Here is a 13,760-nt window from a genome sequence, read left to right on the forward strand (position 1 = left end):
AATAGCCGGCTGGGCCTGTTCCCGCGAACGGGCTCGGTCGATTCCCATAAATCCTTATCACGAAATGGTCGGTCTGCTGCACTTATCGCGGCAGGCAGACATCGTCTTCGCTCCCGATTCCGGTAGCGAAGGCGAGTGCGGTGTAGCACCTGCTTGCGGGTGCCGGCTTCGGAACAGGCCGCAGCACCGCTGGCTCGAACGCACGCCAGAACAAGAGGTCTCCCCAGATGGCACGCACACTTGCAGATCAGCCTCGCCTTCCCCGCTCGCTGCGGAAGCGCAAACAGGGCATCGTCCTGCTGATGGTCGTCAGCTTGCTCGCCCTCTTTCTGCTGATGGGCGTCACATTCGCCGTCCTCGCCATGCAGTACAACTCTGCCTCGCGTATGCACGCCGCCCACGAACGCTACGGCGACGACCCGATGATGGAGCTCGACTTAGCATTTGGGCAAGCGCTATACGGCACACAGACAAATGGTTCGTTACAGGGCCAAGAGATGCTCCGTGACCTTTATGGCACGGACAGCTTGACGGCGAATGTCGGCAGCCTCAACAACGACACGAACAAGACTTGCGGCAATCAATTCACGGTCATTCAGCTAACCCGCACTGCAGCTATGTCTGCTGCGCCGGGTTTCTACAACGGCCGCGTCCTTACCTTCATCAGTGGAAATGCTGCTGGGTTGAGCACGCGAGTGGCAGGCTACGAGCCAGACATTGGCGGGGGAACAGCCGAGATCTATATCGAGGCTGTGAAAGGGGAAGGCTCGACAATCATTACGCCAAGCAATGGTGATGACTTCGTAGTCAATGGTCAACCTTTTAATGGCTACGGCTTCGGCTACGACCCCTATAGCCTGCAAGTCGACGCGGTGGATGCAACTACAACTCAACAAGTCCTGCTGATGCCGCATTACGCTGGCTATACCACGCGCTATGCAACGACCAATTCGCCAATTTCTCCCGGTGCTCAGTTTACGCCGGACGCTGGCGGTGCAGATGAACCCTATGACGTGCCTGATTACAACAATATGCACATGGCGCTAGTACCGCCTGGGATGTTTGCAGCGCCAGGGACTTTACCCCTTTTGCCAAGCTGGCACCGTCCAGAGCTCGTCCATTACTGGCTCAATCACTGGCCCGGTGGTGGCTCGCCAACACTCAAGAACGATGCCAATCAGCGAGACTTCGCTCGCCAAGTCATCTTTCGGCCAATGCCATGGGACCATCACAACTTCACGGGTAGCAACCCGAGTATGACGGCCCCCTCATTTTCAACCGCAACCGATGCTGACTACCTCACGTTGATCCAGCGATTGGCTCAGCAAGGCGGCTGGAGTCCTTATGTATGGGACGTGGACAACGATTCGGACGGTGTTAAAGACAGTATTTGGGTTGATGTTGGCCTCCCCGTGATGACGAGCGCAAATGGCCGACGATACAAGCGGCTGTTCGCCTATCTGATCAAAGACTTGGATGGTCGCGCGAACGTAAACGTACATGGTAACCGAGCTCAGCAAGACGCCACGAATCGCACGCAGACGCCGTTAAATCACCCCTTTCCAGTTTTTGTTGCTCCTACACCTAATGTTGGCTTTCCACTGCTGGGCGGCACGAGCTCCACCTCGCTTTATTTGCCACGCGGGATGGGCTTTGGTCCAGCCGAGGTCGATTTGCAAATCGTTCTGGATGTTGGTGGAGCGACAGGGAAACTTGCTAATCTTATGGCAGCGGGCCCCTGGGGCCGCTATGGAACGGACGGCTATCCAGGCATGCAGGCCACGGACGATCCATTAAGCGTCGTGAAATTTTCGGGCATTCCGAACAACTACGTCCAAGTCGCCCCCCCGGCCGCACCACCAGCTTGGCAATTCACTGCGCCTGGCTCTTGGTATTCCAGCCCTCCTGATGTTTGGGGCCGCGGTGCGATTGCCGTCGATTTTGGTGGCCGACCGATGCACTTTCGCATGGCCACAACGGGTGAGACTACGGACGATCCCTACGAAATGGAGTGGGAATCGACCCAAGCTCGCAATGATTCTCCGTACTCCGTCAACGACATGGAGAAACTGCTGCGGTTTCATGACCCCGATACTCAGGTGCTGCCCAGCAGGCTAGTGAACGCTGTATCGGAATTGGCAACCGGGCCTGGTCAGCCAGATCTCAATGCGGCTCGTTACGAACGCTTGCGAAACTCGTTGACCACGATGAGTAGCAATGTGCCGGTGCCATTGGCGATTCCTTCGTTTCAAGATCGCACCGACATGCGAACCGCGCTTGTCAACTTGACCGGCGGAACGCAAGCAACGGCATCGCAGACAATGATCACTGCGGCAAACGCTCCGACGGTTCTCGGTCTGTACGCCCTCCGCCTGACTGCTGGTGGGGTAACGCCTGCCAATGTCCCCGCCGAACTGAAGAAAATATTTCCATTTGAGTTTTGGCAAGGCACCAAGCTAAACCCAAACCGGTTCGTCGGTAACGGCATCAACGACAACGTCGCAGGCACTCCGCCTGACAATGTGCATCAAGTCGTCGATGAACCTGCTGAGTCACAAACCATTAATCCACTGGAGCTTGCCTGGGGAGACAACGGCACGAACCGCGCGCCTTCCGGTGGCAATTTGCCAACGGGTTTTGCCAGCCAGCGTGCATTTCCGGTCAATGGCGTCGACGCCGATGGGAATGGTACTCCCGACCTGTCCGCAGCATCTGCTGACATTCAATACGCGAGGCAACTTTTGGCTCGCCACCTCTACTGCTTGATGCTCGCCATCAAAGACCCCGCTTTCAACTCGCCAAACCTCGAGGCAGCAGTCGCAACTTCGAATGAAGCTACGACTCGACAGATTGCCCAATGGGCGATCAATGTCGTCGACTTCCGTGACCCTGACGCCATCATGACGGCCTTCGAATACGACGTTAATCCGTGGAATGGCTGGAATGTTGATGGGAACCCGGCCACTACAAGCGACGGCCCAGATCGACGTGTTGTCTGGGGCTGTGAATACCCTGAACTGCTAATAACGGAGACGAAGGCCTTCCACAATCGCCGTGTAAAGGACTCGAAGTTTGACACCAGCATGAAAGAACGCGGCGAAACCACGGATCCGGACTTGGACGTCGATCAGTTCCGCGTTCCACAAGGATCTCTATTTTTCGAAATGCTCTGCACCCGTTCACACACACAATACAACATGACCGGTGGACAGGAGTCGATGTACAACTCGCAGCTCCCTTGGGAGCTGTATGACCGGCAAACTGGCAAGCTCGCGCTAGATCGCGTTGCTCCAGGGGGTAACCCAGTGTGGCAGGTTGCGGTGGCCAGATTAGCTGCAAATAACAATGAGTCGCAATACTTTCCTGCCGAGCGCGTTCAAAACCGGAATCAATGGGACTCGACACTCTATACCGACCCTACGGATCCGGCAGTGATGACGCAAACGTCCTATCCGATCTATTCTAACATCGCAGCAACAAATGGCGGTGCGCTCGATCAAGTTAACATTGAGCGATATGTGTGGTTTACCCCGACTGACGGCGGTGGCTCAAAAAGAGACCGCATTTTTCACAATCAGAAGAACTGGAATGCCAAGGTCTCTCCTGGCCAGTATGTGGTTGTTGGCCCACGAGAAGAGACAGTTGTCAGTTCGGTGCGAGACCCTGCCGCACCCGGTGGCTGGGGTGGTGATAGCTCGCAGAAGATTCAGCTTAGCAATACGACCGGTGTCACTATCACTAACAACAATGGTGCAACCACAACTTACAACCCTGGAACACAAACGCAGCCGGTCGTTGCAATTGTTGCTGACACCCGAGCGCCCGATGCATGGACAAATGCCGCTGCCGTGAATCGTCGCGTTGGGCTGAACATCACAGAACCACTGACACAAGGGATGACGTACTACGATGAGTACAACGTCTCAAATGATGCTCGCATGCCCGTTGACGCCTACCACGATCCTTCGTTGATGGATCCCACCTTGATCGACGAGCCGTTTGACAGTCGACCGGGAAGACCATTGGAACAGGCTACAATGGTCAAAACGGGAACGTATTCAAATCGTTCCGCAGTTTTTCTGCAACGCCTTGCAGACCCAACGAAAGCATGGGATGTGCTGAGCAATCCATATATCACAATCGACTTTGCATCAATTGACGTCACCGTTTACTCGGGAGAGGAGGATACGGATCGACAGGTTATGGTCGGTATGCCGCCAATGCCCGAGGATGTTGACCCGAGCGATCCAAGCTCGATGACCGATCCGATGCGGTTGGTTCCGCAGTTTGGCTCGGAGCAAAGAGGCAATGAGGAGCCCGCGAACACTGCGAACAGCAATCCATGGCTGCCCTATTTCACCAACAAGGCGAACAACACGCCAGATGCTGGACTTCCGGCCACTCCGCCCTACATGCGACATAGCCTGCGTCATACGTTTGGCTTTATCAATGAACCGATTGGTGTGCCCCGTAGTGACAAGGGCCAACCGTACCTGGGCGATCCTGCGGGCAGGCCATTCCCTTGGCTAACCTGGCTTAATCGGCCGTACGTCAACTCCGCGGAGTTGTTGCTTGTGCCGCTAAGTCCGCCAGGCCGTCTGCTGATGGATATGTCTCCTGATCATCCTGCAGTTCCACAGACAGGCACATTCAATCCATATCAAATATCAACTGCGCAAACCTATCGTGCCCCATTCGTGCAATTACTAAACTTCCTACACTCGTCAATTACCCCTGGCCAAAGCGGTAACTATTCGCGCCTGTTTGATTACATTGACACTCCATCAAACTTCGTGGGCGTCGAAAAGTTTTACAGTCCCTCCGCAGTCGCAAATGATGGGTTGGCACCGTACGCTCCCTATGTGCCGCCATTTCTATACCGCCCACCATTTAATCGCATGTCGAAGTTCCGCGATCCAGGCCGCATCAACATCAACACGATCTTTGACTTTGATCGCTCGACCGGAAGTCTTCGCTCTCCAACGTGGGAAGCCATTCAGGGAATTGACACGACAGCAGGGACGAACCTGCAAAACCAGAGAGCAACGGCGGGCAGCATTTTCAGCAGCCGACAGGGCTTTAATGGCGATGCAGCAGGTACGAATATCGGAACAATGGATGCCAACCATCCGACGTTGTTTGCGAATCCATTCCGGCCTGCGAATTCGGCAGACCTAATGCCGAACATCGGGAACATGCGCAAGACTCCAGTTGAAGCGACGCTGCTTCGCTCTGGAGGCACGGCCAACAAGCCACTGCTCGCCAACCAGTCAGCAAACGCATCGCTTGCAGATGCCGATGACCCGGATCGAAATGCTTACTTCCGCTATCAGGGCCTACAGAAGGTTAGCAACATCGTTGGCACACAATCGAATTGCTACGCAGTGTGGATTACGGTGGGCTACTTTGAAGTCGAGGAAAACCCAGCTGGTATTGATGCAGCTCATCCCGATGGGTTCATGCTCGGTCAGGAGTTGGGCATTGATACGGGAGAGGTGCAGCGGCATCGCTCGTTCTACTTGATCGATCGCTCGATTCCGGTGGGCTTCATTCCGGGGTTGAAGTTGAATACCGATAACTGCGTGCTGCTGCGGAGGCAGATTGACTGAGGAGGGGGCTGGGAACTAGGAGCTAGGAGTTAGGGAAGGCAAGGAGGAAGGCACCCTCGCTGACGCGTCGGGCTACGGGAAAAGCGCTCACGCGGCGGGCTACTTGGGAAGTTGCGAAAGGGGAACGATGTCCATCTCACTCGTTTGTGCGCATTGCGAACATGCGTTTCACATCAGCGATCAATGGGCAGGCAAAAAGATTAAGTGCCCGCAGTGCGTGGGGAAGCTGGACGTGCCAGCGACTGGTGCGGCGGCCACGGGTCAGGCCCTGAGCGACTTCATGCAATGGGCCGGCAGCAACAACAACGCAGCAGTCGGCAACGATGACTCGCAGTGGTTCCTGCAAACCGCCAGCGGCAAGCACTACGGGCCTGTCGATCGGCGGTTGCTCGACTACTGGCATCGGCTCGGGGCGGTCACGGCTCGCTGCCAGGTGCTGCGAGAAGGGGACAGCCAGTGGCGGTGGGCCAGCGAGTTGTATCCACAGCTTGGCTAAATGCAGAAGTTCGAATGCAGAATGAAGATGGCAGATTAGAAGTGGGACCGGACCGGAGTAGAAGAATCGACGAAAGTGCCAATACACTCAACCGGGGGGCGTTCACAAACCCCGGTAGGTTTGTGAACAGAGGATGCAGTATCTCTCGGGAACGGCGCACTTTCGTGTTCACAAACCTCGGGCTTTGTGAAAGCAGTTTTACCAGGCACGGGACGGTTTCGGCGACTTAGGTCAACAGATAGGTAACGGTGAGTCGAGTGAAGACAACAATCATCCATCACGCGCGGCGGGCCTTCACGCTCATCGAGTTGCTGATTGCCATGGCGCTGACGTTGATCCTGGTCTATGCCATCGCCGAGTTCTATGCCTACGTGGGCAATGCCGTGCGCGATAGCCGCGCCATGATCGAACTCGGCGGCCAGCTTCGCTCGGTCGGACAGCAACTGCAAGACGACCTCGACTCGCTGACGCTGCGCCCGGAACCGTGGATCGATCCGAATGCGTCACCGGGATACGCCACGTTTTATGAAGGTTCGGGCTACGATGCTGATCCCGATGCGAACGGGATTGGCACCAACAGCCTGATTGCCATGACTGGCCAAGTGCCTGATCTGATCCAGAATAACAACATCTCGAATCTGACCGGCGACGGCGACGATGTGGTGGCGATGACCATTCGTGCCAAGGATGTTCCCTACCAAGGGCGCTACAATGGCGTATCCGAGACTTCTCAATTTGCGGAAGTGATTTGGTTCACGACATTCGTCGATCTGGACGGCAACAATGTGTGGAACCTCGGCCCCGATACGGCTGCCACGATTCAACTCAGCAACAACGAACTCCGCATTCTCTGCCGCCGCTTGCTGCTGATTCGTCCCGACAAAGGCGTGATGGGCACTTACAGTTCGCTGGCCAATGCGCTCGCCTTCTGGAATGACAACGATGTCTCGGCGCGGATCGTCTACAACAACACTTCGATGCAATATCAGGTGATCGCTAACTCGCTGGCCGATTTGTCGAAGCGTGAGAATCGCTTTGCCTGCAATCTGGCTTCGAACGGCACGGCGCTGAATGCGTTTCCCTTCGGTATTGATCTGAATCCCAACAGCACGAATTCTTTGAATGTTTACACCCTCTCCGGGAATGCGTTCGGCGAAGATCGTGTGCTCTCCAACGTGCTGGCGTTTGATGTTCGCGTATTTGATCCGGGTGCTCCCATCTATCAAGACGCTGGAGGCACAGCAGCACTAGTCCCTGGCGATCCGGGCTATGCAACCGCTGCGGCCACAGTCGGCAACCGACTGGGTTTCGGCGCGTGGGTCGATTTGTACTACAACCAAGGAATTACCCGCGAAGGGGGCACCGCGATCGCAGCCACCACGGGCAATCCGGTACCTCACTTTGCCATGGTTCCTTGGAACTTCAGCTATGGCGTTTGGGATACCTGGCCGCTGGCTTATGAACTGCCGCCTTATAACACGGGCCGCGCGTTCAATGGGCTTGATGATTTGGTGAGCGGCGTTGCCTCAAACGGCGTCGATGATGCCGCCGAGCGGGAAACCAATGCTCCCTATCCGTATCCCCTGCGTGGCGTGAAGGTGACCATTCGCGTCTATGAGCCACAGACGCGGCAGATGCGGCAAGTGACGGTGGGGACCGATTTTTTGGCGGAATGAGCTGCTGTTAGTTCTCCGCCGCGTCCTTCACAATTTCGCCCTGGCTGTTGATCAAGCCCAGGGGAGTGGCCGAGCAGAGTCGCTTGGCTTCGATGAGTGAATCTTGGTTCGTCACGGCGATATAGCGCAGGCCGGGAATGCGCAGCAGCTGCTCGATGGCTTGCTCCAAGGTGGCCGAGCTTTCGACGGCGATGAGTTTGTCGCCGGCGATGACATCGATAATGCTGGATGTGTCTGGATTGGGTTCGCCGGCAAAAAGTTGAATGACACGATTCACAACCGTCGTATGCGCTTTGGTCCCCATCCGAATCCTTTGATAGTGCAGCTCAATGTTAGCCGGCTGTAACATAAATGGATATTCCGCGACCTTCCACCCCAAATGAGGAATTCCCTCCTCTGCGTTATCGTCGCCCGTGGTGACAAGTGGCTGTCATCTCCCCACCGAAAGTTGCCAAGGAAAAAACAAATTTCCCCTACTGGTGATAAGGGCAACCCAGCCGCCATATTGGGGGCGTTGAAGTCACCCAGAGAAGTCACGCCGCGAAATTCACACGAGGGAGCAGGCAGCGATGGAGTTGCGACCGCTAGGCCGGACCGGATTGAATCTTTCTCAGCTCAGTTTTGGCGCGTCGTCGCTGGGGCAAGAGTTTCGCAGTGTCGATTTGAACGAAGCACTCCGCTCGGTTCGCACGGCGCTCGACCTGGGGATGAACTTTATCGATACCAGCCCGTACTACGGCCGCGGCATGAGTGAAGTGCTGCTGGGTGTGGCCCTGCGCGATGTGCCGCGCGATTCGTACCTGCTCGGCAGCAAGCTGGGGCGATACGACGGCGCGCACTTCGATTTTTCAGCGAGGCGAGTCGTCGAGAGCGTGGATATCAGTTTGCATCGCATGGGGGTCGAGTATCTCGACATCATGTTGTGCCACGATATCGAATTTGTTGATATGCGGCAGATCATCGACGAAACGCTGCCCGCCCTGCGTAAGGTGCAGCAGCAAGGCAAGGTCCGCTTCATCGGCATCAGTGGTTACCCGATGAACATCTTTCGCTATGTGCTCGATCAGCAACCGCTGGATGTCGTTCTGTCGTACAACCACTTCACGCTGCAGAACACCATGCTCGGCGACCTGGTGCCTTACCTGCAGAGCAAGGGTGTGGGCATTATGAATGCAGCACCGTTCTCGGCCCGCCTGCTTACCAATCAAGCGCTGCCGCCGTGGCACAAGGCGACGCCCGAGGTCCGAGCAATCGCCCGCCAGGCAGCCGATTTTTGCACCAGCCGCGGCGTCGATGTCGCCCAGTTGGCTGTGCAGTTCAGCATCGCCAAGCCGGAACTAACGACGTGCGTCGTGGGCTCGGCCAACCCTGCTAACGTGCGCAAGTGGATCGAATGGGCCTCGCAGCCTATCGACCAGAACCTGCTGGCCGAGGTGCAGCGGATCCTGCGGCCGATTCACAACTGGTTCTATACCGAAGGCCGGCCAGAGAATAATGACAAGCCATTGTAGATTCGAGAGCCAAGCTATTCGCTGATTAGCGGCACGAATCGGCAGGCAATCGAAGGCTCCATAAGCGCGCGGCCATCGATTTTGCGAATGATGGTAAGTGTCTGTTGATCCTGCGGACCAAATGGGCCGATGAGCAAGCCGTTCTCGGCCAATTGTTGCCACAGTGCTGGGGGGCAATGATGGGCGGCGGCGGTAATGATGACGCGATCAAAGGGGGCTGCATCGGGCCAACCCAAGCTGCCATCGCCCACATGCAGGTGCACGTTTTTGTAGCCCAGCGCGCGAAGCCGCTCGCCTGCCTGTTGTGAGAGCGGTGCGTGCCGTTCGATTGAATAGACCTCACTTGCCAGTTCCGCAAGGACCGCTGACTGGTATCCGCTGCCGGTCCCAATTTCCAACACGCGCTCGTGTCCCACTAGCTGCAGCGATTGTGTCATCAGCGCAACCACGTAAGGCTGGCTGATCGTCTGGCCACATTCGATCGGCAAGGCAGCATCGCTATAGGCTTCTGACACTTCTTGCGCGGGCACGAATTGCTCGCGCGGCACGCGCGATATTGCCTGCAGCACACGCTCGTCAGTGATTCCTCTCGCCTGCAGGTGCTGATGCAACATCTGCTGCCGAGACAATTCGAGATTGGGTGGATCGGTCGTCATCGCAAAAAGTTTATGCATACGATGTGCCAATACGTTTAATCAACTCCGGACCTAAGCAATCAGCTTGGTGAGCACGTTGCCGCTGACGTCGGTGAGGCGATAGTCGCGCCCCATGACTTTGTAGGTCAAACGGGTGTGATCGAGGCCGAGCAAGTGCAAGCAGGTGGCATGCAGGTCGGGAACCGAAACCGCATCGCGCACGACGTTGTAGCCGAATTCATCAGTCTCGCCGTAGGTCGTACCGCCCTTGATGCCGCCGCCAGCCAACCACATGCTGAAAGCCTTGGCGTGATGGTCGCGACCCTTGCCATCTTCGGCGAACGGGGTACGGCCGAACTCGCCACCCCACACGATGAGCGTCGAATCGAGCAGCCCGCGGCGTTTCAGATCTTGAATCAGGCCCGCAATAGGCAGATCCGTTTCACCGCAGTGCAAGTCGTGATTCTTCTTGATGTCGTCGTGCGCGTCCCAAGCTTTCGGACCTTCGTTGCCCCCGCTATAGATTTGAATGAACCGCACGCCCCGTTCAACGAGACGACGCGCTAGCAAACAATTGCGGCCGAAGTGCGACGTCACCTTATTGTCGAGCCCATACATCTGGCGGATCGACTCGGGCTCTTGGGCAATCTCGACGGCCTCTGCGGCGTGTGATTGCATCCGGTAGGCCAACTCATACGATGCGATGCGCGCGGAGAGTTCGCTCTCGCCGGCGTTCTGCGCGCGGTGTTGCTCATTCCATTTGCCGAGTAGATCGAGCCGGGCTCGTTGCTGCTCGCGCGAGACACCCGCAGGAGGGCTGAGATAAGCGATCGGGTCGCCGGTCGGACGAAACGGCACGCCTTGATACGCAGCGGGCATGAAACCATTCGACCAGTTGAGCGCGCCATTTACCGGCGCGCCATCACGGTCCATGAGCACCACAAACGAAGGGAGGTTTTCGTTCTCACTCCCCAGGCCATACGTTACCCACGAACCGATGCTGGGGCGGCCAGACAAGCGATCGCCGGTTTGCATCTGAAAGAGCGCGGGGGCGTGATTGTTGCTCTCGGCATGCATCGAGCGAATCACGCATAGTTCGTCGCTCAGCTTGGCGAGGTGCGGAAACTTCTCGGAGATTTCCATCCCCGATTCGCCGTGCTTGGCAAACGTGTACGGGCTTTGCAGGGCCGCGTTCTTGCTTCCCTTGCGGAAGACATCGTTCTGATCGAACACCGGAATGGGCTGGCCATTCCACTTTGTCAAAGCAGGCTTGGGATCGAATAGGTCGATGTGACTGGGGCCGCCGTACATAAACAGAAAGATCACCGCCTTCGCTTTCGCGGCGAACTGCGGCGGTCGAGGGGCCAGCGGATTGCTGCTGCGGATCGTGGCTTCGGCTCCACGGGCAGCATCTCGCTCCAACAGCCCTCGCAGCGCGAGCGTCCCGAAACCGCCACCCAGGCCGGCGAGCAGTTCGCGACGATTGATTCCAGCCATAGGTTATTACTTCGTCTTCACTGAGCCGGCAGCGTAAGCGCCCGGAGCGTACTTTTTTGCGACTAATCGACGTACAAAAACTCGTTCGAGTTCAGTAGCACGTGACACAAATCGGTGAGTGCCAGGAGCGCACTATCAACAGTTGTCTTTTTTGCTGCTTGATGAAATTCGGTCTGTATGCGCAGGAAGTCTTCGGCTTCACTCAGCCGGCTACTCGTCGGCTCGCGGCCAAGTGCCAGCCACAGTGCCCGGCCGGAAGCAGCGCGCGGATCTTGGCCCGCTTCGCGCTGCACCCGTTTCGCCAGCCAGCTGGCCTGATCCTGCGTGAACTGGTCGTTCATCAGCACCAGGGCCTGAGTGGGAATGGTGCTGTCCTGGCGACAATCGCAGGTGTGCGCGGTGCTGGGAATATCGAACAGTTCGAGCAGCGGAAAGGGCATCTGGCGTTTGACGTAGATGTACACACTTCGCCGCCAGTGGTCCGGGCCTTCGGTCTTTACGACGGGCCACTTGTTTCGTTGACTGGCTTCCAGCAGTTCGGCGGGAATGCGTGGCTTCACACCTGGGCCGCCGACGCGTTCGTTGAGCGTGCCGGCTACGCTCAGCACGCTGTCGCGGATGGCCTCGGCTTCGAGTCGCCGCTTGTTCATACGCCACAGCAACAAGTTTTCGGGATCGATCGACTCCGCTGCCGCGGAACCTTGCGAAGCCTGCCGATACGTGGCGGAAGACATCATCAGCCGATGCATGGCTTTCCAACTACCATTCCGCGAGGGCATTTCCACCGCCAGCCAATCAAGCAATTCGCGATGCGTGGGCTGTGCGCCGGTCAGGCCGAAGTTACTCGGTGTGGAGACGATGCCGCGCGAGAAATGGTGCTGCCACAAGCGATTGGTAATCACGCGCCAGCTAAGCGGGTTATGTTCCGAGGCAATCCAGTTTGCGAGTGCCAGTCGCTGGCCGGTGCTACTCTCGGTGGCTGCAGGCTGAAATTTGTTCTCGCCCAGTCGCAACACCTGCGGCACATCGGCCTGCACCTTGGGACCCTTGTTATTCAAGTCGCCACGATAGAGGACGAACGTCTCTTTCGCCTGCCGACCAACATCGGTGATGGCCATGATGCCGGGCTGCCCCTTGGCCCACTTGCCCGCCAGTTGAGGCCGCCCCTGTTCGTTGAAGGGAATATCTTTCCGCGTGATGTTGTTAAAAACGGCCAGCAGCTGGTAGTAGTCGGTTTGTGGTATCGGATCGAATTTGTGATCGTGGCAACGAGCACAGCCCACCGTCAGGCCCAGATAAACAGCCGAGGTCGTGGAAATCACATCGTCGAGCAAATCGAGCCGGTATTTCTCGCGGTCGAACGCATTGTTGCCCATGTTGTCGTCGTTCGTCGGCCCATTGCGACAAAAGGCCGTCGCTGCCAGCGCGTTCTCGTTGTCCGGAGCGTATTCATCACCGGCTAGTTGGTCGCGAATGAAATCGGCGTAGGGCGCGTCTGCATTCAAACTGCGAATCACGTAGTCGCGATAGCGCCAGGCATGCGGCCGGTCGAGATCGTCGTGAAAGCCACCGCTGTCGGCATAGCGGGCCAAGTCGAGCCAGTGGCGTCCCCAGCGCTCGCCGTAAGCGGGCGAGGAGAGCAACTGATCGAGTCGACGTTCGTAGGCATCGGGCGATTCATCGGCAGCGAATGACTGGACCTCTTCAGGCGATGGCGGTAGACCGACCAGATCAATGGCCGCGCGTCGTAGCAGCGTGGCGCGATCCGCGGGTGCTGAGAGTGTGAGGTCCGATTTTTCGAGTTTCACCAGGGTGAAGCGGTCAATGACGTTCTCGGCTAGATCAGGCTGTCTAACCTCTGGCAGCGGACTCTTTACCGCTGGCTGAAAGGCCCAGTGATCCTTCCCTTTTGCGAGCAGCGGGCGATCGGGGAGAGCGATGTCTCCCAGTTCGTCGACCCATTTCGAGATGACGGCAATTTCGTCTTCCGTCAGTTGCCCTTCCGGCGGCATGTGCGGCTTCGAGCCCTTCACGAGCAACTGTGTGACCAGGCTGGCCTTGGCCTTGCCCGGCGTGACAATGTAACCCGAACGTGCACCGAGAAGCAGCGATTCTCGCGTCGATAGATTCAGGCTCGCTTCGGGTTCTTCCGCACCGTGACAGTCCAGGCAATGCTTTGCCAGAATTGGCAGCACTTTGCCTGTGAATGTGGCATCGTCGGCTGCTCGTAACGAAGCAGTCGCTGTGCAGCAAGCAACGGCCAGCAACAGGCCGGCGCAGCAGGTTCGATATTCGCGAAACCAAGCCATGCTTCCAAAAATCCCAACTGCGGTGGA

The 13,760-nt window shown here is 57.2% G+C and carries 8 protein-coding genes; 4 read left to right on the top strand and 4 right to left on the bottom strand.

Going from position 1 to position 13,760, the window contains the following annotated elements:
* Positions 1–227 precede the first annotated feature (227 nt).
* The 3 genes from NA78x_RS27780 to NA78x_RS27790 all read left to right on the top strand — a co-directional run bounded on the left by NA78x_RS27780 (position 228) and on the right by NA78x_RS27790 (position 7,781).
* Complete coding sequence (locus tag NA78x_RS27780; RefSeq protein ID WP_425615628.1) at positions 228–5,609, top strand: hypothetical protein; 5,382 nt, start codon at positions 228–230, stop codon at positions 5,607–5,609.
* Positions 5,610–5,736: 127 nt separating this feature from the next.
* Positions 5,737–6,105 carry a hypothetical protein gene (locus NA78x_RS27785; protein WP_425615629.1) on the top strand — a complete coding sequence of 123 codons (369 nt, stop codon included), beginning with the start codon at positions 5,737–5,739 and terminating at the stop codon, positions 6,103–6,105.
* Positions 6,106–6,362: 257 nt separating this feature from the next.
* A complete protein-coding gene (locus tag NA78x_RS27790) occupies positions 6,363–7,781 on the top strand; it encodes a PulJ/GspJ family protein (protein WP_425615630.1) in 1,419 nt (472 codons plus the stop codon).
* 7 nt (positions 7,782–7,788) lie between these two features.
* Here NA78x_RS27790 and NA78x_RS27795 read toward each other — a convergent pair whose 3' ends face one another.
* The gene (locus tag NA78x_RS27795; RefSeq protein ID WP_425615631.1) at positions 7,789–8,085 is read right to left on the bottom strand and encodes a hypothetical protein; all 297 of its coding nucleotides are present in this window, start codon (positions 8,083–8,085) and stop codon (positions 7,789–7,791) included.
* 265 nt (positions 8,086–8,350) lie between these two features.
* Between NA78x_RS27795 and NA78x_RS27800 the strand changes: the two genes are divergently transcribed.
* Positions 8,351–9,292, top strand: coding sequence for an aldo/keto reductase (locus NA78x_RS27800; RefSeq protein WP_425615632.1), 942 nt, complete (start codon positions 8,351–8,353; stop codon positions 9,290–9,292).
* 14 nt (positions 9,293–9,306) lie between these two features.
* On the opposite strand, the gene NA78x_RS27805 is transcribed toward NA78x_RS27800, so the two are convergent.
* From NA78x_RS27805 to NA78x_RS27815, 3 genes are all read right to left on the bottom strand, one after another.
* Positions 9,307–9,966, bottom strand: a complete 660-nt coding sequence (locus NA78x_RS27805) for a protein-L-isoaspartate(D-aspartate) O-methyltransferase (RefSeq protein WP_425615633.1) — start codon at positions 9,964–9,966, stop codon at positions 9,307–9,309.
* A gap of 33 nt (positions 9,967–9,999) precedes the next feature.
* Positions 10,000–11,424 carry a DUF1501 domain-containing protein gene (locus NA78x_RS27810; RefSeq protein ID WP_425615634.1) on the bottom strand — a complete coding sequence of 475 codons (1,425 nt, stop codon included), beginning with the start codon at positions 11,422–11,424 and terminating at the stop codon, positions 10,000–10,002.
* A 62-nt stretch (positions 11,425–11,486) separates the two neighbouring features.
* Complete coding sequence (locus NA78x_RS27815; protein ID WP_425615635.1) at positions 11,487–13,733, bottom strand: PSD1 and planctomycete cytochrome C domain-containing protein; 2,247 nt, start codon at positions 13,731–13,733, stop codon at positions 11,487–11,489.
* Positions 13,734–13,760: the final 27 nt, after the last annotated feature.

Source organism: Anatilimnocola aquadivae (assembly GCF_049819085.1).
Lineage (GTDB): Bacteria > Planctomycetota > Planctomycetia > Pirellulales > Pirellulaceae > Anatilimnocola.

Excerpts from the sequence above, each read along its gene's own strand:
- NA78x_RS27780 (WP_425615628.1), top strand. The coding sequence starts at position 228 with ATGGCACGCACACTTGCAGATCAGCCTCGCCTTCCCCGCTCGCTGCGG.
- NA78x_RS27785 (WP_425615629.1), top strand. The coding sequence starts at position 5,737 with ATGTCCATCTCACTCGTTTGTGCGCATTGCGAACATGCGTTTCACATC.
- NA78x_RS27795 (WP_425615631.1), bottom strand. The coding sequence starts at position 8,085 with ATGGGGACCAAAGCGCATACGACGGTTGTGAATCGTGTCATTCAACTT.
- NA78x_RS27800 (WP_425615632.1), top strand. The coding sequence starts at position 8,351 with ATGGAGTTGCGACCGCTAGGCCGGACCGGATTGAATCTTTCTCAGCTC.
- NA78x_RS27805 (WP_425615633.1), bottom strand. The coding sequence starts at position 9,966 with ATGCATAAACTTTTTGCGATGACGACCGATCCACCCAATCTCGAATTG.
- NA78x_RS27810 (WP_425615634.1), bottom strand. The coding sequence starts at position 11,424 with ATGGCTGGAATCAATCGTCGCGAACTGCTCGCCGGCCTGGGTGGCGGT.
- NA78x_RS27815 (WP_425615635.1), bottom strand. The coding sequence starts at position 13,733 with ATGGCTTGGTTTCGCGAATATCGAACCTGCTGCGCCGGCCTGTTGCTG.